Annotated in this window: 20 protein-coding genes; 7 read left to right on the top strand and 13 right to left on the bottom strand. The window is 61.0% G+C overall.

Annotated features, from left to right (window positions below; translation table 11 throughout):
- Nucleotides 1–64 precede the first annotated feature (64 nt).
- Both QD280_RS06530 and QD280_RS06525 read right to left on the bottom strand, forming a co-directional pair.
- Complete coding sequence (locus tag QD280_RS06530; protein ID WP_279833070.1) at nt 65–814, bottom strand: siderophore-interacting protein; 750 nt, start codon at nt 812–814, stop codon at nt 65–67.
- Nucleotides 807–1253, bottom strand: coding sequence for a MarR family transcriptional regulator (locus QD280_RS06525; RefSeq protein WP_279833068.1), 447 nt, complete (start codon nt 1251–1253; stop codon nt 807–809). The genes QD280_RS06530 and QD280_RS06525 overlap by 8 nt, the downstream gene beginning before the upstream one ends.
- Nucleotides 1254–1529: 276 nt before the next feature.
- Here QD280_RS06525 and QD280_RS06520 point away from each other — a divergent pair, with 276 nt between their 5' ends.
- The 3 genes from QD280_RS06520 to QD280_RS06510 all read left to right on the top strand — a co-directional run bounded on the left by QD280_RS06520 (nt 1530) and on the right by QD280_RS06510 (nt 4311).
- Nucleotides 1530–2204 (top strand): HAD-IA family hydrolase, encoded by a 675-nt coding sequence (locus tag QD280_RS06520; protein WP_279835576.1) that lies wholly within the window; start codon nt 1530–1532, stop codon nt 2202–2204.
- Between the two features lie 410 nt (nt 2205–2614).
- Entirely contained in the window at nt 2615–3565 is a 951-nt protein-coding gene (locus QD280_RS06515; RefSeq protein WP_279838691.1) for an SDR family oxidoreductase, read from the top strand.
- Nucleotides 3566–3615: 50 nt separating this feature from the next.
- Nucleotides 3616–4311 carry a fibrobacter succinogenes major paralogous domain-containing protein gene (locus QD280_RS06510; RefSeq protein ID WP_279838690.1) on the top strand — a complete coding sequence of 232 codons (696 nt, stop codon included), beginning with the start codon at nt 3616–3618 and terminating at the stop codon, nt 4309–4311.
- Between the two features lie 330 nt (nt 4312–4641).
- Here QD280_RS06510 and QD280_RS06505 read toward each other — a convergent pair whose 3' ends face one another.
- The 11 genes from QD280_RS06505 to QD280_RS06455 all read right to left on the bottom strand — a co-directional run bounded on the left by QD280_RS06505 (nt 4642) and on the right by QD280_RS06455 (nt 21099).
- On the bottom strand, nt 4642–5193 hold the full coding sequence (locus QD280_RS06505) for a hypothetical protein (RefSeq protein WP_279838689.1): 552 nt from the start codon (nt 5191–5193) through the stop codon (nt 4642–4644).
- 18 nt (nt 5194–5211) lie between these two features.
- The gene (locus QD280_RS06500; RefSeq protein WP_279838688.1) at nt 5212–5802 is read right to left on the bottom strand and encodes an ankyrin repeat domain-containing protein; all 591 of its coding nucleotides are present in this window, start codon (nt 5800–5802) and stop codon (nt 5212–5214) included.
- A gap of 160 nt (nt 5803–5962) precedes the next feature.
- Nucleotides 5963–7501, bottom strand: coding sequence for a catalase (locus QD280_RS06495; protein WP_279838687.1), 1539 nt, complete (start codon nt 7499–7501; stop codon nt 5963–5965).
- A gap of 695 nt (nt 7502–8196) precedes the next feature.
- Nucleotides 8197–9804 (bottom strand): BCCT family transporter, encoded by a 1608-nt coding sequence (locus tag QD280_RS06490; RefSeq protein ID WP_279838686.1) that lies wholly within the window; start codon nt 9802–9804, stop codon nt 8197–8199.
- Nucleotides 9805–10491: 687 nt separating this feature from the next.
- The gene (locus QD280_RS06485; protein WP_279838685.1) at nt 10492–13002 is read right to left on the bottom strand and encodes a CoA transferase; all 2511 of its coding nucleotides are present in this window, start codon (nt 13000–13002) and stop codon (nt 10492–10494) included.
- An 87-nt stretch (nt 13003–13089) separates the two neighbouring features.
- On the bottom strand, nt 13090–14727 hold the full coding sequence (locus QD280_RS06480; protein WP_215823029.1) for a BCCT family transporter: 1638 nt from the start codon (nt 14725–14727) through the stop codon (nt 13090–13092).
- Between the two features lie 205 nt (nt 14728–14932).
- Nucleotides 14933–15301, bottom strand: a complete 369-nt coding sequence (locus tag QD280_RS06475) for a tautomerase family protein (protein WP_131432289.1) — start codon at nt 15299–15301, stop codon at nt 14933–14935.
- A gap of 68 nt (nt 15302–15369) precedes the next feature.
- The gene (locus tag QD280_RS06470; RefSeq protein WP_131433075.1) at nt 15370–16131 is read right to left on the bottom strand and encodes an enoyl-CoA hydratase-related protein; all 762 of its coding nucleotides are present in this window, start codon (nt 16129–16131) and stop codon (nt 15370–15372) included.
- A 144-nt stretch (nt 16132–16275) separates the two neighbouring features.
- A complete protein-coding gene (locus QD280_RS06465; protein WP_279838684.1) occupies nt 16276–17700 on the bottom strand; it encodes a CoA transferase in 1425 nt (474 codons plus the stop codon).
- Nucleotides 17701–17726: 26 nt separating this feature from the next.
- Nucleotides 17727–19484, bottom strand: coding sequence for a GMC family oxidoreductase N-terminal domain-containing protein (locus QD280_RS06460; RefSeq protein WP_279838683.1), 1758 nt, complete (start codon nt 19482–19484; stop codon nt 17727–17729).
- 103 nt (nt 19485–19587) lie between these two features.
- Entirely contained in the window at nt 19588–21099 is a 1512-nt protein-coding gene (locus QD280_RS06455; RefSeq protein WP_279838808.1) for a CoA-acylating methylmalonate-semialdehyde dehydrogenase, read from the bottom strand.
- Between the two features lie 460 nt (nt 21100–21559).
- Here QD280_RS06455 and QD280_RS06450 point away from each other — a divergent pair, with 460 nt between their 5' ends.
- The 4 genes from QD280_RS06450 to QD280_RS06435 all read left to right on the top strand — a co-directional run bounded on the left by QD280_RS06450 (nt 21560) and on the right by QD280_RS06435 (nt 23818).
- The gene (locus QD280_RS06450; RefSeq protein ID WP_279838682.1) at nt 21560–22456 is read left to right on the top strand and encodes a LysR family transcriptional regulator; all 897 of its coding nucleotides are present in this window, start codon (nt 21560–21562) and stop codon (nt 22454–22456) included.
- Nucleotides 22457–22736: 280 nt separating this feature from the next.
- Complete coding sequence (locus QD280_RS06445) at nt 22737–23105, top strand: PH domain-containing protein (protein ID WP_054557116.1); 369 nt, start codon at nt 22737–22739, stop codon at nt 23103–23105.
- A gap of 86 nt (nt 23106–23191) precedes the next feature.
- Entirely contained in the window at nt 23192–23509 is a 318-nt protein-coding gene (locus QD280_RS06440; RefSeq protein WP_279838681.1) for a hypothetical protein, read from the top strand.
- 132 nt (nt 23510–23641) lie between these two features.
- The gene (locus QD280_RS06435; RefSeq protein WP_159055698.1) at nt 23642–23818 is read left to right on the top strand and encodes a hypothetical protein; all 177 of its coding nucleotides are present in this window, start codon (nt 23642–23644) and stop codon (nt 23816–23818) included.
- Nucleotides 23819–24264: the final 446 nt, after the last annotated feature.

Here is a 24264-nt window from a genome sequence, read left to right as displayed (position 1 = left end):
CCCACAGGCCTGGCCTGTGGGGCATTGCCATCTCTGGAGCTGGATGGCGTCACTGACTCAGGCTTCAGTTCGCCCCTTCCGCCTCGGCATCCTGCTGCTTGGCCAGCTTGTGGCCGTCTTCTGACTGCCCGATCTTCCAGTAGCTGGAGACATAGAAGTGGGACTTGGGGATCTCATGCACCTGCTTGAGGTGAGCACGCAGCGCTCGCATGCTGCCGAATTCACAGGCCGCCCAGACAGATACCTGGCCCTCCAGGCTCGGCAAGGAGGCGATCTTGTCCAGCAGCGGCTGGCCGCTCGGGTCCGGCTGCGCATTGATGACCCAGTGCAGCTCGATGCCGGCCGGATGCTCAAGCGTCTGGATATCGGCTTCGCTGGTCACCTCGATGACGGCGTGGCCGCGCGCGTCTGCCGGCAGCTCGGCCAGATTGACGCTGATCGCCGGCAAGGCTGTCATGTCACCCGCCAGCAGGAACCAGTCGGCTTGCATGTTGATCAGCTTCTTTGGCCCCGGGCCGCCGATGGTGATGCGATCCCCGGGCTGGGCGCTGACGGCCCAGGCAGATGCCGGGCCGGCGTGGTCGTGCAGCGCGAAGTCGACATCGATCTCGGTCGCACGCTGATGACGAATGGTATAGGTGCGCATCATCGGGCGCTCGCCTTCCCCGCGCGGAAACACCAGTTTGATATAGGCGCTCTCCTGCCCCTCGGGGATGGAGCCGATATTCTCCCCGCCCAGGGTGACGCGCAGCATATGCTCCGTCACCGGGGTGGAACGAATCACTTCAAGCTCTCGCATTGCGGGCTTACCCATCTTGCGCACTCCTCTGGCAAACGCCTTCAAGTTGTTCAGCATCGCGTGCTTCACACTCGCTTGTATTGTGGATCATGGCAGATGCCGTTTTCAGGAAGGTGGCGACCTCCTCATCGCTGAGGTCTCCCGCCATCCGCCGAGCGGTCTCATCTTCCAGGGCTTCAATCTCTTTGAGCATGTCGTGGCCCGCCTCGGTAGGGGCGAGAAACAGGCTGCGACGGTCCTGCGGATTTTCCGTCTTGACGATCAATCCCGCCGTCATCAATTCATTGAGCACCCGCGTCACGCGCGCCTTGTCCTGCCCCAGATGCTGCACGATCTTGTGCGCCGTGCACTCGGAGGTACGGCCAATGCCCTTCAGCACCCGAATGTGCGTGACAGGCAGATCAAGCCGGTAGCGCTGGATGCCCAGACGAAGCTGCCTGCGATAGACATGCATCAGCTGATGCAGCACATCATTGAGTGATGCCTGACTCATGTGTCACTCACCATATGGTTGGTATAGGTCAACTATATTGTCAGATGGTTGATACTGTCAACAAGAATATGATCGAGAAGCATTCTCATCTTAATGCCGAAAATCTCATATGCCTATCACGCTTCTCTCCACTGCCAAGCGCGCTTTCGGCAACTCTTGCTGCGTGACATGGTGACAGCGAGCGGGAACCTGCTAAGGTCGAAGGCCACACATTCCTGACGCCCACGAGAGGCATCAATGGCTGAACTCTGCCTGCTGTTTGATTCCGATGGCACCCTGGTTGATAGCGAAATCCTCCTCGCCGAGGCCATGTCCAGCACCCTGCCCCGCTATGGTCTGCCGTTTACCAGCGACCGCTACATGAACGAGTTTCGCGGCATGCGCTTCATGAGCATCGTGCGCACGCTGGAGGCAGCTCATGGCGTTCTGGAAGAAGAGCCCACACGGCGCATGGAAGGCGAGATGCGGGCCTTGCTGGAAGAGTTGATGAAGGCACACCTGACGGCGATGCCCGGCATGGCAGCCGCCTTGATGGAGCTTGAAGGCTACCCCTGTGGCGTGGTGTCCAACGGGCCTGAGCGCAAGGTGCGTCTGGCACTCGATACCACACGCCTGGCGCGCTTCTTCGATGGCCATATCTACAGCGCCTATACCCTGGGCGTGTGGAAGCCGGACCCGCGCATCTATCGACTCGCAGCCGAGCAGATGGGCTTTTCGCCATCACATTGCGTGGTGATCGATGATGCCATCGTCGGGGTACAGGCAGGGCTGGATGCCGGTATGCAGGTCATCCACTTCGCCCATCACGACGACGGCCATGAAACGCCGCGTGGCGCACTGCGCATGCACCACGCGCGCGAACTGCCGAGGCTGGTGGCACAGATTTCCCAGAAGCTCGCTGCGCAGTACTAGACGACGTCGCGCCTTCTCCCTCAGTTCCCGCACCATGCCCCTCGGCTCGTGAAACCCCGTCTCATGACATCCCGCAACGAGAATCCCGCCCCTGAGGCGGGATTTTTCATGCCTGGCGCACAAGACAGGCTGCTCGTGGTGTGACTCGCTTTGCCTGTCGCAGCCACCAGCACTCCCGTTCGCGAATGCCGCTAGCCGCCCTCTCCAACCGATACGAATAGGCAAGTTTTAGCGACTATAGCGCCTATATACCGCCCTTCTCGATACTTATAGTGTCTCTACAGCAAACACGCACCAGACTCGCAAGGCTCGCAGGATACGACCGTACGCAAAGCCAAACGCAGCTGTCGTGCGCGCCCCTGACGTGTCCCGAGCGCAACCGTCGCACACCTGCCATCAGGATCTTGACCATGACTCGCAACACCCCATTTGGCCCCAAGGGCTGGACCCCGGACAGAATCGGCTCGCTCGTCGGCAAGACCTATCTCATCACCGGCGCCAATAGCGGCGCGGGCTTTCAGGCGACGCGCATATTGCTGAGCAAGGGGGCCGACGTCGTGATGCTGAATCGCAACCCGACCAGATCAGAGGCGGCCATCGCGGCGCTGCAAGAGGAGTTTGGCCCCGCGGCGAATGTCAGTCACATACGCATGGATCTGGCGGAGCTGGCCTGCGTGCGCAGCGCGGCCGCGGAAGTGCTGGAGAAGGTCCCGCAGATCGATGCCCTCATCTGCAATGGCGCCATCGCTCAGGTTTCCCGACAGCAACTCACCGTCGACGGTTTCGAAAGTCAGCTGGGCGTGAATCACTACGGGCATTTCCTGCTGTGTGGGCTGCTGTTCGAGCGTATCGATGCCTCCAACGGGCGGATCGTCGTGGTCTCCAGTGAAGGCCACAAGATGGGCCTGAAAACCATCCAGTTCGATGACATGAACTGGGAGCACAACTATCACCCTAACAAGGTCTATAGCCACAGCAAGCTGGCACAGATGATGTTCGCCTATGAATTGCAGGACAGGATTGAGGCCGCAGGCCGACAGGTAAACGTCTTTGTCTGCCATCCGGGCGCGTCCAACACCTCACTGATTCGTGACAACGCCAATCTGGCGACTCGACTCAGCTGGGCAGTGATGGTGAAGACGGGCATGGCGCAGACGGCCGAGAAAGGCGCTTACCCGGAAGTCATGTGCGCCACCGAGGAGACTCTCAGGCAGCGGGCCTACCATGGCCCGACGGGGCTGATGAATTTCGGCGGGCCGGTGGGCGAGTGTGAATTGGGGGCATTCGTTCTGGAGAAGAGCGTCATGGCCCGGCTATGGCAAGTCTCGGAGAAGGCAACGCAGTTGAGCTGGTCGATTTGACCTTGAGCCGACCACCGACCTTCCCGCCTATCTTCAGGGAAGTGAATCCCATGAAGGTATCACTGGTAGTGACAGGTCTTCTGATGATGATTCCGAACATGTCGTTTGCCAACCGCCTTTATGACGAGATCATCCAGCCGGAGACCTCGATTCAGGACAGTGAAGGCAATACCTATCACACCGTGAAGATCGGCGCTCAGACCTGGCTTGCCGACAACCTCAGAACGACTCGCTACCAGGATGGCTCGCCCATCCGGACGGCATTCATCCCCGAGGATGACCCCGACAACCTGCTATCATATGGCCGTCTGTATGACTGGCACGATGTCAGTGATGCTCGCAATCTTTGCCCGGCGGGCTGGAGAGTCGCCTCGGATGAGGACTGGAAAGCGCTGGAACGCGCCATCGGAATTGCAGAAAAGGAGATCGACTCGACGGGCTGGCGTGGCGATGATGATATCGCCATCACGCTCAAGGCGGCTCAGCCCGACTCCCTGTTGACGTCCTTCGATCAGGCACGCATCAATCTCACCGGCTTTTCTGCCAGACCGGCGGGCGTGAAGTGGAAGGGCTGGTATATCACCCAGGGCGCCTATGCCGAATTCTGGACCCGCAGTGAGGCGACGCCGACCAAAGCGTTGGCCAGAACTCTGGCCTACTCCTGGTGGAACCCGCACAAGGGCGAGATCCGCCGAGCGACACTTGGCAAGAATGGCATGTTCTCGGTGAGATGCGTGAAGGACTGATCAGATCACAACACTGGGGGTAATGGGAGGGGCACAGTCGGTAGTGATATAGGCGCGAGGAGCGCTTGAGCAAGGACTCTGATCCGCTGAGTCAGCCCGATTGAAGACATTCGGGCGTCAGCGATTGAAAGCGTGATTCAACAAGAATCCTTGCTGAAGGGTTCCTGCCGGTTCCGGGAGCAAGATGACATCGTCATGGTCCAGCGTCTTTCCGCAAATGGCGGGCTTCACGTTATTGTGTCGTGCTGATCATTGCTGGCTGGCAGCTAGCGCTCAGGAAGACTCGACCATGATGTCACGCACACTCCATCCCGGAGGTGATATCGGCTGTCAGGCGCTCTCGCTCAAGGCATGTTCGATGCGGGTGGCGGGAACACTCTTGCCGGCATCATTCACGAAATCCGTCGCGTGATTCTTGTCTTCAATGGCCCACTTGCGAGCATGTCCGCGGCTGCCTTCTTCACTCAAGGCATGCTGCACCCTGCCCGCCGCCACACTCATGCCGCTTTCCACATAGACTTGCGTGCTGCGCTCGGCCGGCTGCGCCTGCCCCATGATACGACTCTCGCTCAATGCCTTACGGACACGGGTGTCGCTTTCGCCATTGTCGGCAAATGCCGCATTGCTCACAGCACACAGCGCAGCTGTCACACACAGTACTTTCATGGCATTCATGATGTCACCTCTCGTCTTTTGCGTTGGGTTGGTCAGTTCTGCAAGACTTGTGCTTTGCGGAACGTCAGATTGATAAAGCTCAAGATTGCTGGAACGTAAAATCGATAGAACGTGAAATCGATAGAACGTCAGGTTGGTGGCGCCAAGGGCCTGTGAGCCAAGCGCGTTGTCAGCCAACAGATTCCCCGAACAGGCTTCACTGGCCACCCTTGGCCACGCCTGACCTCACATATTGAACTTCACCAGCGTCACGATACGTGACAGGCCCTGGGCCGCCGCCAATGACTGCGCAGTATTGCCACGCGCATCCTGGATCGAGGGGTCCGCCCCTGCCTGCAGCAACAGTTTGATGATGTCTTCATTGCCGAACAGAGACGCCATCATCAGCGCCGTCTGGCCACTGTAATTGCGATGATTCACATCACAGTCGGTATTGGCGATCAGCCATCTGGCTGTCTCGTCAAAGCCGCGAAACGCCACGCCCATGAAGGCATTGCTGCCCTTCTCATCGAGTGCACAGGCGTCAGCTCCGGCGGACTTCAGTAGCGCCAGGGTGTCGGTATGCCCGTAGTAGGCCGCGAGAATGAAAGGGGTATAGCTGCGGGAATTGGTGACCGAGAGATCACCGCCCTGCTGAACATATTCCCGGATCGCGGCATTGTCGCCATCGCGTGCGGCGTCAAAGATATCGATGTCGCCAGCCGCGACAGCCTGCCCCGCCATCACCATCATCAGCAGACTGGCCAACACCGCCAGCCATCTTCTGCCCAGGCCGTGTTGCTGCCCGCTGGGGGCTGTGGCTCGCATCGTATGCATCTTGCGCTCCTCTCTCGTCTTTCGCTCGTGTGCCGGCCGGCAGAGGAGCGCAAGCTCCCCTGCCGGGTCAAACAGGTCCGGGACTTCCAGGCAGCGGTTGATCTCGATCGCATCACGCTTTTCTTCATACGCTTTGCCTTCAGCCGCTGCCTCAGATGTCTCAGTCCTCGATCAGCTCTTCCACGTCGTCCATGTCGACGTCTGCCACCTTGGCCAGACGCTCACCGTATTCGTGGTCGGCCTGGTAGAAGTAGCTGACCATGATCTCGCGGATTTCCTCGTTCTTGACCTTGCCCAGGTCAGTCCCCAGCGCCTGGATCAGAGCGTCCTGATCCTGCTCGGAGAAGGAGCGATACAGCTCACCGGCCTGAGCGAAGTTCTGCTGCTTGCCGATCGGCTGCTGCTGGGTGGTGCCATTCAGGGTGTAGCGCTTGTACTCGTACTGGCTGTCATCCACCAGCGAGTCGGCGTTGCGGCTCGGCTGATAGTTGATGGAACCGGAACGCGGCTTGGAGTAACCCGCGCCGTCCTGATGGTTGTTGTGCACCTCATTCTTGGGCGCATTCACCGGCAGCTGCATGAAGTTGGCCCCCAGGCGATAACGCTGGGCATCGGCGTAGGCGAACAAACGCCCCTGCAGCATGCGGTCTTCGGACGGCTCGACACCCGGCACCAGGTTGGCCGGCGACATGGCCGCCTGCTCGGTTTCCTGGAAGAAGTTGTCCGGCGTACGATTCAGCGTCAGCTCACCGACCTTGCGGGCAGGGATAAGGTCTTCCGGCCACAACTTGGTGGTATCGAGCGGATTGAAATCGAAGCTGTTCAGCTTGCTGGGATCCAGAGTCTGGATATAGAGATCCCAGACCGGGTCATCGCCGGCATCCAGATGGGTATAGAGGTCATCGGTCAGATGGTTGAAGTCAGTGGACTGCACCTTGGCGGCTTCTTGCGGCGTCATGCCGTGGTTACCCTGACGCGACTTCCAGGTGAACTTCACGTACTTCCAGTCGCCTTCGGCATTGACGAACTTGAAGGCATGCACGCCAGAACCATCCATCTCACGCAGGCTGGTCGGAATCCCCAACGGCGAGTAGAGGTAGGTCAGCATGTTGGTGCTTTCGGGGATATGGCTGAAGAAATCGAAGTAGCGATTCGGGTCCTGCAGGTTGGTACGCGGGTCCGGCTTCAGCGCATGGATCATGTCCGGGAACTTCATCGCATCGCGGATAAAGAACACCGGGAAGTTGATGCCCACGATGTCCCAGTTGCCCTGCTCGGTATAGAACTTGACGGCGAAGCCACGCGGGTCGCGCAGGGTTTCCGGCGAGCCCTTGCTGTTGATCACGCTGGAGAAGCGCACGAAGACCGGCGTCACCTGGCCCTTGTCCTGGAAAGGTGCCGCGACGGTCAGGTCGGTCAGGTCCGCGGTGGCACGGAACTCACCGTAGGCACCGGTACCACGAGCGTGGACGACACGCTCCGGAATGCGCTCGCGCTCGAAGTGCGCCAGCTTCTCCAGCAGGTGGTGGTCCTGCAGGAGCGTCGGGCCGTTCGGGCCGGCGGTCAGGGAGTTCTGGTTGTTGCCGACCGGCGCACCATTGGAGCGAGTCATCACTTCCTGCTGCGCCAGACTGCTGGCAGAAAGGCCCAGCGCCATCACGGCCGTCAGGGTCTTCATGGGAAAACGTACGTTCAGCATCTCGCAAATTCCTCGTTAAATCAGGGAGTAACGGGGCGAGGAGTATTGGCGAGAAGTTCCCATAGCAAAAATAAATAATAACTAACCAGGGAATAGCGAAAACCTAACGTGTTGCAATATAAGCACCAGTTGATTCATCCCGTCAGCGAGGAACCCGGGGTGGCGTCCGCCACGACGGCCACGACTTGCTGCATGTTCATGCATACAGGTGTCGCGCTGCTGCGGTTTTCAGGTCAGATGCAAACTCCTCCCTCATCAATCGCCCAGCGAGAGACCGCCAACCCAAGGCCTGAGGGCCAGCCGTTCAGGCCAGGATTGTTGCGTCCTGTCATCCAATCCGCGCGGCTCAAGATACTCGATGCTGGCCGTCGCCCACCTCGAATACGCACGAATCAAGGCCCATCGTCAGCCCACTCCCCCTTTTTGCCTTGTCGTCCGCTGCCGGCCGCCTGTTGCTGAGAGCCTACTGTTGAGCGCCTCTCGCCAAGCGCTATATGGCTTGCTCGTCCCTGCCTGAGATGACCAAGAGAAAGGACCGAGAGACATGGCCGAGCGAAGGACCGGGCATGGTATGCCTGAGCCAGGCCAAACCTGCGCCCTGTCAGGCGTTTGCATACGCCAGAAACGACAAGGGCCCCTCATGTTGAGGGGCCCTTGTCGTTAGGTCTTGCGCCGTCTCTTTCAGCGCATAGCGGTTACGCCTGACGATTCGTCTTCTTCGGCTTGCGCTGGAAGGCCGGCATGTCATCGATGACCAGTACCGGATTCAGCTCTTCCTTGGGGAAGTCATTCTTGAGCCAGCGCAGCATCGAGAGCGCCAGAATCAGCATCACCGGAATCATCGGCAGCGCCACCACGATGGTCGAGGTCTGCACCGTCTGCAGGCCACCCAACTGGATCAGCGCAACGCCGACGGCCGCGATCAGGAAGGCCCAGATCAAGCGGAACGAGCGCTTGGGCTCCTGATACCCGGACAGCTTGCGTGAGGTCACCGAGGCCAGCACGTAGGCCGAGCTGTCCAGCGTGGTCGCCAGGAAGATGAAGCACAGCAGGATGAAGGCCACCGTGACCAGCTTGGCGTACGGCAGGGTCTGCAGAATGCCTTCCACCGCCAGCGGAATACCGCCGCTGTCCAGCAGCGCCTTGATATCCAGCGCGCCGCTGATCTGCAGGTCCAGCGCGTAACCGCCCCACACCGCGAAGAATACCCAGGTTCCCAGCGAGCCGAACACCAGCTCCGCGATGATCAGCTCACGGATGGTACGGCCGCGCGAGATACGGGCCACGAACAGGCCCACCATCGGCGCGTAGGCGATCCACCAGGCCCAGTAGAAGACGGTCCAGTCCTTCCAGAAGGTGGAATCCCCCGCCGGGTCGGTCCACAGGCTCATCGGGATGAAGTTGCCCAGGGTCTTGCCGAGGCTGTTGACGAAGCCTTCGACCATGAACTGCGAGTCACCGACGATGAAGGTGAAGGCCAGCAGGAAGATCGCCAGGATCACGTTGACGTCGGAGAGAATCTTGATGCCCTTCGCCAGGCCGAACCAGACACTGGCGGAGAACATCGCCGTCCAGATGCACAGTACTGCGACTTCCATGGCGAAATTGGCTTCCATGCCGAGGATGCCGCTGACCAGCTGTGACACCAGCGGTACCGCCAGCCCCAGCGAGGTGCCGACGCCGCCCACGATCCCGAATACGACGATGGAATCCAGCAGCACGCCCCAGGCGCCATCCGCATGACGGCCCAGCACACCGCGCGAGGCGACGGACAGACGCACGCCCGGGCGCTTCTTGACGTACATGGAGTAGGCGATCGGCAGGCCCGGCAGGCAGTAGAAGGCCCACGGCGTAAGCCCCCAGTGGAACTGACCGAAGGCCAGCGCCCACTCCGCGGCCTCACGGCTCTTGGCCGCCACGTGATAGGCCGGCGAGGTGTAATAGTAGATCGGCTCGACCCACGCCCAGTTGACGATCGCGATCCCCATCCCGCAGGTGAAGATCATCGCCACCCAGCTGAAGTAGGAGAAATCGGGCGTGTCCTCTGCCCCGCCCAGGCGGACGTTGCCGTAGCGGCTGAAGGCCAGCCAGATGAGGAATCCGACGACGCTCAGGCCGGCCACCAGATACAGCCAGCCGAACTTGCCGGTGGCGAAGGAGAAAGCGGCATTGATCAGCGCGGTGCTGGCATCCGGGAACAGGATGACCGGGCCGATGAAGGCCAGGATGACCAATACGGCGGGGATGAAGACACGCGGGTCCAGATGATCGCCATCACTGGCGGGGGGAACTGCTTCTTGCACGACTACCACCTTAGTGAGAAAGCCCGAGCAAGAGGGGCGAGACGTCGCTCTTGCTCGGACAATTCGCTGTATTCAATAATTTTTCGTAATGAAAAGAGCGCGGTATTATACATTTTTTTATTCCACGCGCATTATACTTTCCCGGCAACCGCGGGGATCATGAATCGCGACACGGTATTTTCTCATGTAAACATGAATTTCATTCATTAACCCTGCGCTGCGCGCTCCCCCTCCTCGCGCTCTCCTCATGCCTCCTTCGCGCCCTCCTCGACCAAGTTTCCACCAGACGCGAACAGGCCGCCGACACGTCAATGTCGGCGGCCTGTAGGTCTCAAGCGCTCATGAGCGGCGACTGTCACGCAGAAGCCAGCACCTGACGCGACAGTCTTTCCGCCCCTTGCTTCGCGAGGGTCTCGCCAGCCGATGCGCCAACGTCACACGCAGAAGCCTCGACGTTCACCTCGTGTCAAAAGAGGCTCAGCGCTTGAGCACTTCTCATGCGCCGTAAGCTGCCCCCGGCAAGCCCAGGGTCAGACAAGCCGGCCTTGAGCGATCAGCACTGGCTGACGTACTGGGTCACAAAAACGCCCCACCTCGTGAATCACGAGATAGGGCGTTTAAACGTCCAGGGCGCTATCGATTGCCTTCAGTCGGTGGCCCTCGGTGAACAGGCACCTTATGGCGGGGTCAGCTTGGCAGGTACTCCTCGCTCCAGCTTTCGGATACCACGCCCTCCTCGATCAACTGATCGATCTCTTCATCGCTGTGATCAAGCCCCTTGAGCACCGAGCGAGTCGAGGCGCCGTATTTCTCGGCCGGCGACAGCGGGTAGATGCGCCCACGCCGCGGACGGATGGCGTAGGGGTCAAGCTGGGTGATCTCGTGACCGCTGGGGTGGTCTGAGTAGACCGAGAACGAATAACTGCCGGCATCGATCCCGGTCCGCTCGCCAGCCGGGTGGACATTGTAGGAGCGCAATGTCTCCAGGTTCTCGCACACGGCCGCGGCGATATCCGCCGCCTGCAGTCGCTCGACCCAGTCATTGGCTCGCGCGCTGATGAAACGCGGTGCCAGGTAGGCGGCGCGCTCCTCACGCGGGATTTCCGGCAATTCTTCCAGCCCCTCGACCTTGCGGAATTTCTCCAGCTCCGATTCATAGGCACTGACCAGAAGGATGCCATCGGAGGCCGAATAGAAACGCGCCAGGTCATCGTAGCCGGTCGCCTCACGACCGGAGGGCTCGTCGAACAGGCCACGGCGCTCATAGTCATAGCAGAACGGCAGCTGGGCCAGACCGCTCAACGCCGACAGCGAGGTCTTGATGCGCGAGGTGCGGCCGGTCTTGAGCTTGCGATACAGCGCGGTGGCAATCCCCAGCGATGCACCAAAGCCGCACATGACATCGATGGTGCCGACGTGGGCGTGCTCTTCCGGGGTATCCATGCTGCCGCCGAAGCGCAGCATGATGCCGGTGGTGGCCTGCACCAGATCGTCATAGCCGAGGTAGTTGGTGCGTGGCCCGGGCAGCACGCCGCTGAAGCAGTCCAGCTGACAGAAGACGGCATCCGGGTTGAGCTCGCGCATGGCCTCCTCGCTCAGTCCCATGGAGGCCACCTGCCGGTCGGTGGCATTCCAGACCACCACATCACTCTGACGAATCAGCTCATCCAGGATGGCGCGCCCGCGGGGCTGTCTGACGTCGGTCAGCAGCGAGCGCTTGGAACGCATGTGCGACAGGCCGAAGATGACGGTATTCCAGCAGTCATAGAACGGCTTGGCCGGGTCGACCTTGATGACCTCGGCACCGAAGCGCGCCAGATACGCCACCGAGTGCGGCCCGGCGATCACGTTGCACAGATCCAGAATCTTGACGCCTTCCAGCCAGCCATCGCGGGCATTGCGTGCCCGCACCCGTGGCAGCTTGGTCTCGATGCGGGTCAACACCGACAGCGCATGGGTGACGCTCACCCAGCGCCGCGGCCTGGGCGTCAGCATTTCCTGGCCGCTGTCGGCCATCCACACCATCGGGCCGGGCTGGATCATCAGCCCGAATTCCGGGTCCTCGACCTCGACCATCAGGCCCGCCGTCTCGGCGTGGTCATCGTGGATCCACTCCTGCAGCCAGCGCTGCGGCGCACCGGGGAACTTGCCCTTGCCGAAGATCTTCTCCCATTCCTTGGAGGTGCGCGTGAGGAAGACTTCCTTCATGCGCGCCGCGATATGGTCCGCCCAGGACTTGGGCAACGGATAGACGCCCAGCGACATGTCGGATTGCCATTCGCTGCTCGGGCGATAGGTATCCGGCTCCTCACTCATGCCTTCGGCGACCAGCTCATCGTAGAGGCCCAGTACCTTCAGGCAGCGCTTGGCGTGCTCGCGATGACTCGGACAGACCACATAGAACATGCGGCCATCCTTGCACTTGTAGCTGCGATAGAAGGGATCGAGCAGCTCTTGCAGCTCGTCGTAGTCGAGATTCATCGGCTGGCCTTCGATACGCCGACGTTCGATCTCCTTCTCGCGCTGGGTCTTGTAGCGCTCCGGCAGGCCCTCGATCTTGATCGAGTTGTAGCAGAGCCCTTCCATCAGCGCGCAGACCAGCGGCACCTCGATCTCGTCGCCCATGCCGGTCCGCTCGCGGGCCTGCAACGCCAGCACCACCGAGGAAGCCGCCAGCATGGTGCCGTAGGCCGAACCCAGCGGCAGCGGCGAGAAGGACGGGTTGATGCCCATCAGCACCCGGTTGAGGCCCATGTCGGTGAAGACGCCGGAATTGGCGGCGATCACGCTCTCAAAGGCGCGCCAGTCGCGGCGCAGGGTGTCATTGGAGGCAAAGCCGGGAATCGACAGCGTGATCAGCTCATTGCGCTCCTCGCGTAGGGCCTGGAAATCGATACCCAGCCGCTTCATGACCCCGGGACGGAAGCTCTCGATCACGATATCGGCCTCCTCGATCAGCGCCAGCGCCTGCTCGACGCCCTCCTCTGACTTGAGGTTCAGCGAGACGATCAGCTTGTTGCGATTGAGCGTGGCATTGGCCGGCGACTGCCACATCGGCCCGCCGGGCGGGTCGACGTGAACCACGGTGGCGCCCAGGTCGGCGAGGATCATGGCGACGGCCGGGCCCGCCATGTATTGACCGAAATCGATGACCTTGACGTCAGTCAGCGGCAGGCGGGTTTCGGAGTGGATTGTCATCGGTGCGGTCCTTCTGTCCGGGGGGGCATGCGGGTTGCGTCAGCCCCGGTGAGCGTCATGTGTTGAGAGAGACAGGAAAAAGTGCACTCAGCGAGGCTTGGCGTCATCGCGCGGGCTGGGGGTCTCCAGCACCAGATGCGGTTCCAGCACCTTGCGCGCGAAGTCCTGGCGCAACCAGCGCACCAGCGACCAGGTCAGGATGAACAGCACCGGAATCATCGGCAGCGCAACCACGATGGTGGAAGTCTGCACCGCCTTGAGGCCGCCCAGCTGGATCAATGCCACCCCGACACCGGCGATCAGGAAGGCCCAGATCAGGCGCACGCTGCGCTTGGGCTCCTGATAGCCGGAGAGTTCACGGGTGGTCACCGACGCCAGCACATAGGCCGAGCTGTCCAGGGTGGTGGCGAGGAAGATGAAGCACAGCAGGATGAAGCTTGCGGTGATCAGCTCGGAGAACGGCAGCGTGGCGAGAATCGCGGACACGGCGCCGGGGATACCGCCGTCGCTGAGTGCGGCCGCGACATCCAGGGTGCCACTCACCTGCAGGTCCAGCGCATAGCCGCCCCAGACCGCGAAGAATACCCAGCAGCCCAGCGAGCCGAACACCAGCTCGGCGATGATCAGTTCACGGATGGTGCGCCCCCGCGAGATACGGGCGACGAACAGCCCCATCATCGGCGCGTAGGCGATCCACCAGGCCCAGTAGAAGACGGTCCAATCCTTCCAGAAGGTCGAATCGCCCACCGGGTCGGTCCACAGGCTCATGGTCACGAAGCTCGACAGCATGGTACCGAGGCTGTTGACCCAGCCTTCGACCATGAACAGCGATGGGCCGGCGATGAAGGTGAAGGCCAGCAAGGCGATGGCCAGAATCACGTTGATGTCGGAGAGAATCTTGATGCCCTTGGCCAGCCCGAACCACACACTGGCGGAGAAGATCGCCGTCCAGATCAGCAGCACTCCCAGATTGAGCGCAAAGGACGGCTCGATGCCCAGCAGATCGCCAAGCAGGCGTGATACCAGCGGCACCGCCAGCCCCAGCGAGGTGCCGACACCGCCGACGATGCCGAACACCACCACGGCATCCAGCAACACGCCCCACCAGCCATCGGCACGCTTGCCGAGCACGCCGCTGGAGGCCACGGACAGACGCACGCCCGGGCGGTTGCGCACATACATGGAATAGGCGATGGGAATCGCCGGCAGGCAATAGAACGCCCAGGGCGTCAGCCCCCAGTGAAACTGGCCATAGGCCAACGCCCACTCGGCGGCCGCATCACTGCCGGCCTTGACGTCAAATGGCGGGCCGGTGAAATAGTAGATCGGTTCGACCCACGCCCAGTTGACGATGGCGATACCGATGCCGCCGGCGAAGATCATCGCGACCCAACTGAAATACGAGAACTCCGGTGTGTCCTGCGGGCCGCCCAGACGGACGTTGCCGTAGCGGCTGAACGCCAGACCGATCAGGAACACGACGACGGAGAAGCCCGCCAGCAGGTAAAGCCAGCCAAAATTGCCGGTCGCGAAGGCGAAGGCCGCATTGACGGCAGCCTCACCGGATTCTGGAAACAGGATGATGGGAATGATGAGGCCAGCGATGACGAGCACCGAGGGCAGGAAAACCCGCCAGTCGATCTCGTCGCGGGCCTTGTGGGAGGCGCGGGGCTCGCGTGTCGGGCTCCCGCTACCGGAAGACGTCTTGGGCGCAGAACTGCTCATGTTGATCACCGTTATTGTGGTTATGCGGTTCGGTGTTTAGGCGAGGCCCACCGCGATTGGCGTATCGCTGGTGGACCACTCAACGCATGGTGTTGAAAGGGGCTAAAGGGTATGGCTGTCTAAAGCCGAAATCTCTGACGCGTCACATCGATTGCCGTCACGTCTCAGACACGGCACAAACGATGCCGAGGCTCATCAGCCCCGCTCAATCCGGACAGAATTGCGCAATGCCATCCTCGAATGACCAATCGATATCGTGATTTTCCGAGATCGTGATCAAGACGTTGCCGGGGGCAATCCCCGGGTTTCTGCCCAGCGCCTCGACCACTCTGGCGTAGAACGCCTTCTTGGCCTGGTCCGGCTTTCCGCTGCGCATCACCAGATGCATCATCACGCGGTCCTGATCGCGTGACTGGAATTCGAGGTCCTGATCGGCACATTCATGGATCACCTGGTAGCGATCATCTGCCGGGAAATCCAGGGTCTCGATGACGGCGGCATTGACCTCATCGGCAATCGCCTTGCGATAAGCATCAGACTTGCCTTTCAGAACATTGATCGTGACAAAGGGCATCATGGCCTCCGCTGGCACCCGGGCAAGGGGTGCGGTGAATGAACATCGAACTTGCCAGACCCCGGGGCCTAGCGATGACGGAAGACCGGCGCTCGCTTGGCAACGAAGGCGCTCATGCCCTCCTTCTGCCCCTCGGTCGCGAAGGCGGCCTGAAAGAGCAGACGCTCTTGGCGAAGCCCTTCATTGAGCGGGGTCTCGAATGCCGTGTTGACGGCTGACTTGGCCATCTTGACCGCCGGCGTGTTGTAGCCCGCGATGGTATGCGCGGCCTCGAGCGCGTTCTGCATCAGCTCATCCTTGGGCACGACCCGCGCCACCAGGCCAATCTCCTTGGCCTCCTGAGCGCCGATGTTGCGGCCGGTCAAGACCATATCCATCGTCATTGCCTTGCCGACCGAACGGGCCAGGCGCTGTGATCCGCCGATGCCCGGCAGGATGCCCAGCTTGATTTCCGGCTGGCCAAACTGGGCGTCTTCCGAGGCGATGATGAAGTCGCACAGCAGGGCCAGTTCACAGCCGCCACCGAGGGCGAAACCACTGACGGCGGCGATGATCGGCTTGGAAATCCTGCGCACCTCGTCCCAGGGCGAGAGAAAGTCATCCATGTAGAAATCAGTGAAAGACTTCTCGGCCATTTCCTCGATGTCCGCGCCGGCAGCAAAGGCGCGGGGATTGCCGGTGATGACGATGGCGCCGATGCCCGGGTCGGCGTCCAGCTCGCGGAGGACCGCAAGCGTCTCCTCGGCCAATTGGCGGTTGAGCGCATTCAGGCTTTTCGGGCGATTGAGGATGATCAACCCGACGCGCTCGCGGCGCTCGACGACGATCATCTCGAGAGTTTCCGGCTCCGGCGCGTCAGACGCCGGCTGTTTGGCCTGGGGTTGCGATTTCACCATCTTGTTCATTCTTGTCTCCCGATGTCGGGTGGCGTCACTCTGGCGTGAGCCCTGGCGTAACTTCTGCGTAAATTTGGCCTAGCCGCTTACTTGCTGCGCATCGCAGGACGTTGCGGTACTGGGCGATGACGCGTCACTGGATGACGAGGCGTCTGGCGCTGCGCCGCGCGTTTTCGCAGCGGTACCTGATGACTTGCGAGCCGGACTGGCCTTGTGTGCGCTGCCATTCTCGCTGCGATTCTCGACTGTCTGTTCGCTACCATTCTCGACAGTCTGTCCGCCGTGCTTCTGGCGGTCAGATTCGGGAAGATGATAGGCACCATGGCGTGCCATCAGCTCGTCCAGAATCGCCTCGCGATGCTGGCCAAGGCCCGGCGCACTGCAGGGCACCTGACTGTCGATGTCCCGGCGCCCCGTGAGCTTGATCGGATTGCCCGCCGTCCTGAATGGCTTGCCGGCCTTGCCCTGGACCTGAACGATCATGTTGCGGGCCTTCAGCTGAGGGTGATCGAACAGCTTGTCGATGGTATTGATCGGCGAGCACGGCACGCCCTCCTCATTGAGCAGATCCACCCAATGCTGAACCGGCTGCTGCACCAGGATTTTTTCCATCTCGATCACCAGTTCCGGACGGTTCCTGCAGCGCATGTCGTTGCTGAGAAAACGCGGATCGAAGGCCAACCGCGCCGCGCCGATGGCATCGGCCATCAACAGGAACAAGGTGTCGTTGCCGGCCGCGATGACGAGCTTGCCATCCTGCGCATTGAAGCTTTCAAACGGCGCCAGCGAAGGATGGCAATCGCCGGTGCGATGCGGCACCTTGCCCTCGATATCGAAGCGCGCCAGCGCCGTTTCCATCAGCGCCGCCTGGCAGTCGAGCATGCCGATATCCACCCGCGTGCCCTGGGCATCCCGAGTGCGGCTATAAAGCGATGCGAGAATGCCCACCGCCGCAAACAGCGCCGCGCTCAGGTCGCCAAAGCTGGTCCCCACGCGGGCAGGCTCACCGTCAGGCCAGCCGGTCAGGCTCATGATGCCGCCCATGGCCTGCACGACCATGTCGTAGCCGGGCAGTTCGCTGAAGGGGCCGGTGTGCCCGAAGCCCGAGATCGAGGAATAGATCAGGTGAGGATGCGTTCTGGCCAGGCGTTCAGGGCCATAGCCCAGGCGGTCCATTACCCCGGGACGGAAGTTCTCCACCAGCACATCCGCCTCATCCAGCAGGCGCTCAAGCAACTCGCGATCACGAGGCGACTTGATGTCCAGCACGATGCTTTCCTTGTTGCGGTTGAAGCAGCTGAAATAGGCGCTTTCTCCCTCCACGAAGGGACCGAATTCGCGGGTATCGTCTCCGGTCCCGATCTTCTCCACCTTGATGACACGTGCGCCCAGGTCAGCCAGCACCATGGTGCAATAAGGCCCGGCGAGTACCCGTGAGAAATCCAGCACGGTGATCCCGTCCAGTGGCCCCTTCTTGAGTTCCGTCTGCGTCGAGATGGCCATCGGTCAACTCCCAAAGTCGTGGCGTATTACTGTGCGTTCAGGATCCATCCCGCGGCTTTTTCCGCGATCATCAGGGTCGGCGAGTTGGTATTCCCGCTGACGATGGTCGGCATGATGCCGGCATCCGCCACCCGCAATCCCTGGATACCGCGCACACGCAGACGGCTGTCGACCACCGCCATCGGGTCATCCGCGCGCCCCATGCGCGTGGTGCCCACCGGATGGAAGATGGTGGTGCCGATATCGCCGGCTAGCCTGGCGAGCTCTTCATCAGTCTGGTACTCGACCCCCGGCTTGATCTCCTCGGGCTTGTAGCGCGCAAAGGCAGGCTGGGAGGCGATGCGCCGCGTGACCCGCAAGGAATCGGCCGCGACCTTGCGGTCTTCTTCCGTGCTCAGGTAGTTGGGCGCGATGGCCGGGGCCTGACGCGGGTCGGCGCTCTGCAGACGCACCGTGCCACGGCTGGTGGGGTTGAGATTGCAGACACTCGCGGTGATCGCCGGGAAGGGATGCAACGGCTGCCCGAAGGCCTCGAGGCTCAGCGGCTGGACGTGGTACTGGATATTGGGATGGGCGTAGTCATCGCTGCTGCGCGTGAAGGCCCCCAGCTGTGACGGCGCCATGCTCATCGGCCCGGAACGCTTGAACAGGTACTGCATGCCGATGCCCATCTTGCCCAGCAAGGTGCTGGCCATGGCGTTCAGGGTCTTGGCATTGGTGACCTTGTAGACCGAGCGGATCTGCAGGTGGTCCTGCAGGTTCTCGCCGACGCCGGGCAGGTCCTTCACCACCTCGACGCCGTGTTCCTCCAGCAGTGCCCTGGGCCCGACACCTGAAACCTGCAGCAGATGTGGCGAGCCGATGGCGCCGGCACACAGCACGACCTCACGCTTCGCCGAGAGGTTGATGACCTTGCCATCACGCACGACCTGCAGCCCCGTGCAGCGCAGATCGGTAGCTTCTTTCGCCGCCCCTGTTTCAGCCCGCATGCCCTGCTCGCCGCCAGTGAATAGCAGACGATTGACCTGGGTGGAGTGCCACAGCGTCAGGTTGCTGCGCTTGAGCGCCGGGCGCAGGAAGGCCTTGGCCGTGTTCCAGCGCCAACCCGCCCGCTGGTTGACCTCGAAATAGGCCACCCCTTCATTGCTGCCGCGATTGAAATCCTTGGTGCGCGGAATGCCGGCCTGCTCGGCCGCACTGGCAAAGTCATCCAGCACTTCCCAGTTGAGGCGCTGACGCTCGACGCGCCATTCCCCGCCGTGACCGTGGAAGTCACGCTGCCCGGGGTCACTGCTGGCGCCGTCATCCAGTAGCGCGTGATCCTCGTGACGCATGAAGTCAGCAAGACACTGCTCCCAACGCCACTCGTCATTGCCGGACACCTCGGCCCAGTGATCGTAATCCCGCGCCTGGCCGCGCATGTAGATCATGCCGTTAATGCTGGAACAGCCGCCCAGCGTCTTGCCGCGCGGATAGATCAGCGAACGGCCGTTGAGGCCCTTGTCCGGCTCGGTGCGGAACATCCAGTCGGTGCGCGGGTTGTTGATGCAGTACAGATAGCCCACCGGAATGTGAATCCAGTGGTAGTTGTCACGTCCGCCCGCCTCGACCAGCAACACGCGGTGGTCAGGGTTGGCGCTGAGGCGATTGGCCATCAGGCAGCCGGCGGAACCGGCGCCCACGATGATGTAATCGAATTCAGAGAGATCGTCGCCCGGTTTGGCGGGGCGAGCGTCCTGCTCGCCCTCCGGGGATCGATGCGGGTTGTTCTTGTTGTCTGACATGGCGCGTCCCTCTCCAGACAGCTGGCGTATGCTGGTAGGTAACCAGAATGCAGATGACTACGATGCAGATGGCGACAGTGCAGATGGCCCAGTCGCGAGCGACTTACTTGGCCGTCGGCATGGCGAATTCGGCACCGGCATCGATGGAATCCGACCAGCGCTGCATGATGGACTTCTGCTTGGTATAGAAACGCACACCCTCTTCTCCGTAGGCGTGGGTATCCCCGAACAGGGAGCTCTTCCAGCCACCGAAACCGTGCCAGGCCATCGGGACCGGAATCGGCACGTTGATGCCGACCATGCCGACCTGAATGCGGCGCCCGAATTCACGCGCGACACTGCCGCTCTCGGTGAAGCAGCTCACGCCGTTGCCGAATTCGTGGTCGTTGATCAGCTGGATGGCGGTCGCGACGTCCGGCACGCGAACACAGGCCAGGACCGGGCCGAAGATCTCTTCCTTGTAGATGGTCATGTCCGGCGTGACGTGATCGAACAGCGTGCCGCCCATCCAGAAGCCTTCAGTGCTGTCGCCGCCGATGTCGTTACCGGAGAACTCACGCCCGTCGACGATCATCTCGGCGCCTTCCGCGACGCCCTTTTCGATGTAACCGCAGATACGCTCATGCGCCTGACGGGTGACGATCGGCCCCATCTCGGCGTCCAGGTTCATGCCGTCCTTGATCTTGAGTTCGCGGGCACGCTCGGCCAGACGCGGCACCAGGGTGTCCGCCACATCGCCCACCATCACCGCGACACTGATGGCCATGCAGCGCTCGCCGGCGGAGCCGTAGGCCGCGCCGATCAGGGCATCCACCGCCTTGTCGAGGTTGGCGTCCGGCATCACCACCATGTGGTTCTTGGCGCCACCCAGTGCCTGGATGCGCTTGCCGTGACGTGCGCCGCGCTCGTAGATCAGGTTGGCGATCGGGGTCGAGCCCACGAAGGACAGGGCGCGCACCTTGGGGTGATCGATCAGCGCCTCGACGGAATCCTTGTCGCCCTGCACCACGTTGAAGACGCCATCCGGCAAGCCCGCCTGCTTGAGCAGGTCCGCCATCATCAGCGAGGCGCTGGGGTCCAGCGGGCTCGGCTTGAGCACGAAGCTGTTGCCTGCCGCGATGGCGACCGGGAACATCCACATCGGCACCATCACCGGGAAGTTGAACGGCGTGATGCCCGCAACGACGCCCAGCGGCTGGCGCATCGTCCAGTTGTCGATACCGGTGCTGACCTGGTCGGTGAAGTCACCCTTGAGCAGCTGCGGGATACCGCAGGCGAATTCGACGATATCGATGCCGCGTGCCACTTCGCCCTGGGCGTCGGTGAATACCTTGCCGTGCTCGCGGGTGATCGCTTCCGCCAGCTCGTCCTTGTGCTCGTTGAGCAGTGCGAGGAACTTGAACATCACTCGGGCACGGCGAATCGGCGGCGTGTCGGCCCAGGCCGGGAAAGCGGCGTCGGCAGCAGCCACGGCGGCATCGACATCACTGTTGCGTGCCAGCGCGACCTGACCGGTCACCTTGCCGGTGGCCGGATTGAAGACATCCTGAGTGGCACTGGAATCGCCTCGGGTCACCTGGCCGTTGATGAAATGCTGGATAGCGTTGGCTGTTATCGTCATGGTGCTGATCTCCGCTGGCGGTGTTTTATAGGAATAAGCCTGTGTCATGCACATGTCTGGCGCTGAAGGTCCTTCGCCTGGTCAATGACGAACGAGGACATGCCATCAGCAGGTGTTCATGAAATTACGCCGCCACGCGCAGGGTGCAATTGAGTAATTCTTGGGTGAGATATAACGATTGCTGATATCCGATTTCGCTCGGAAACTCCTCCTCTTTCCTCGAGAACCAGAGCAACATTCAAGCGTTTATAATCAATCAGTTACAACGAAAATGAAGGAGGGAGTGCCGACAGCGGCAGGCGCTTCGATCACGAGGCCTGTCCCGGGTGAACACGGCTTACCGCGACCAATGGCCAATAGGTGGCAGAGAACGCATTCAGGCCACAATGCGTGATGCAGGGCCAGCAGCACGTCTCTCGCCGGCCAGAAAATGCCAAACACATGGATGTCACCGATGCAGGATCTGTCCCGACTCAACGCCTTTGTCACCGTGGCGCGCACCGGCAGCGTGTCGCGAGCGGCGCAGGCATTGCACCTCACCCAGCCCGCGATCAGCCTCAAGCTCAAGCAATTGCAGGAAGGTCTGGGGTTGAGCCTGTTCGAGCGTCACCCCCATGGCCTGTTGTTGACGGCCGATGGCCAGGCCTTGCTGCCCAGTGCCGAGAAGACCCTGGCCAGCGCACGTGGCTTCGAGCAGGCCGCCGCGGCACTGCACAGCACAGTGCGCGGCAAGCTGCGCATCGGCACCATCGTCGATCCGGAATTCATTCGTCTGGGCAGCTTGCTGCGCCATCTGCTGGAACGCGCACCCAATCTGGAGACGGAACTCCATCACGGCATGAGCGGCTGCGTCCTCAAGGCGCTGCGCCAGAATGAACTGGAAATCGGCTTCTACCTCGCTCCCCCCGGAGAAGGCCCACGCGATGACTCCCTCTGTTATCGCGAGCTGGCATTCTTCGACTATTTCATTCTCGCCCCCAGCGGCTGGTCATCGCGCCTGACGGAGACTGACTGGCCCTCCCTGGCCGCCCTGCCATGGATCGTGACGCCTGAGAATTCCGTTCACTCACGCCTGCTGGCGCATGCCATGCGTGACAGTCAGTGCAGCCCCCACCGCGTCGCGCAGGTGGATCAGGAAGTCTGCATGCTGGACCTGGTGCGCGCCGGCGTCGGGCTGACACTGGCCCGTGATGTAATGGCGCTGGCCGAGCGTCAGGAACGTGGCCTCAATATCGTGCCGGATACCCGCCTGCCCTGCGCCTTGAGTGTGGTGTGGCGCCACGACAAGCAACACGAACCCTGTGTCGAAGCCGCCCTGCAAAGTCTCGAAGAAGTCTGGCCGTCCGAGTGAAGGAAGGTGGCCTCCCGAGATCGGACAGCAAGCGTCATGCTGACCATAGTGGCAGGTGTGCATTCCGACGTTCTCCCTTCTTGCACGGCCATGCAGCACACTTGATTGCCTCGGAGCTCTGGTGTCAGGGCGCGGGGCTACTCCCTTGACGCGGGATGGATTATTCTAGTCGTGATACTGAAAAAGCCGCATGTCCCGCCAGAGGCCGAGGGATGGCCCCTGCTCATGCGCTAGCGAAGTATCCCCAGATGGCAGCACTGTCGAATCACAAGGTAATACAATGATAGATTTCAATAATAAAGGCTTTTTCAAACTCAAACAGAACGATGAATATGCCGAACGCGTCAATGACCTGCTGATCGATGGCGAAGAAATCATATCAGCCTATAAATCAATGCGTGACGGGGTCGTGTTTACCAACAAGCGTATTATCGCTGTCAATGTTCAAGGATTGACGGGCAGCAAGAAAGACTTCACCTCCCTCCCTTACAAGAAGATTGAAACCTATTCCATCGAAACTTCCGGCACCTTTGATCTTGATTCAGAGCTCACGATCTATTTCTCGGCACTCGGTACGGTGAGGTTTGAATTTACCGGCAAGACGCGCCTTACCGAAATCTCGCAAGTCATCACCACCTATGTGTGTTGATTCCCTGCTGCTTCAGATGTGAATTCCTTTGATCAAACGGGGTTACCCAGATGAGTGACATGTCAGTCGACCAATTCGAAGAAAGCATGAAACGCGAACTCGACAAGTTCGTGCGCAGTACCAACAGAACCGCCAGTTCAACCTCCCGAGAGACCGCTCCTCGCGCCCGTCCTGAAGCACCACGCGCCAGAGAGACCACCACTCCCCTCAAGGGACTGCGGGTGACGCTTGGCGTCAAGCAGAAGCGACTGGCATTGGAAGTGCCCTTCACGGTGCAGACCGACAGCATCTCGCGAATGGAAGCGCGCATCCATGCCGAGAAAGCGGCACGCAAGGCCGGCTGGAAGATCATCAGCCATGTGATCGACTGGAATGATACCGAGCGAGAACCCGACGCTCGCTGATACCTCGGTTACTACGCCTGAAGGGGGTGACATCGGTTGCGCCACTAGCCCATATCGAGATTACCGAAAGGTAATCACGCCTTGGGCGGCATAGGCTCTGTAGACACACTCACGGTCTAGAGGGGTATGCGCATGAAACACTTCGATTCTTTGTTCTCGCTGTTCGCGGCGGTCCTGTTGTCAGCCCTGCTGCCCTTTACTATGGAAAGTGACGCTAGGTCTGCCTCTCACGACCCGCAACCTTTCTCATCCCCTCTGGCAGAAGGCTCGCTCAAGGAAGACGACGGCGGCGAGACGCCAGACGCGTGAGTTACCGACCTTGCGCTGCCCTGATGTATGGCAAACGTGCTCGGCCTCTCGGAAGCGATCGCCTGGAAACGTCCGCCCCGGTAAACGCCACCTTTCTCGGCACTGCCCACTGGACCAACTCCCAGGCCGGCGCTATCGCTTCCGCTTGCGTCTCCCCGTTGCACTCAGCCTACGCAAGCAGGATGCCTTATAAGATTCGTTGCGCGGCGGAGGGGCTGTGGTATTCCCCGTTTGATGTCAGTCAGGTTGGAAGCATCAATACATATATAGGTAGATAGATAGCGGCCCTTATTGAAGGTGAGTCGGGAATTCAAGCGCTTGCGCACTACCGTGCAGCCGCATTTCCTTCGCCAATACACGACAATGCCCCGACCTGGCGACAGGACGGGGCATTGTCGTAGTGAATGGGTCGCATGAGATGAACTCACCACCTCTGACGGCCTACT

The sequence above is a fragment of the Cobetia sp. 1AS1 genome (assembly GCF_029846435.1).
GTDB lineage: Bacteria > Pseudomonadota > Gammaproteobacteria > Pseudomonadales > Halomonadaceae > Cobetia > Cobetia amphilecti.
Note: the sequence above shows the minus strand (reverse complement) of the source record. Positions and strands in the feature narration are given on the sequence as shown.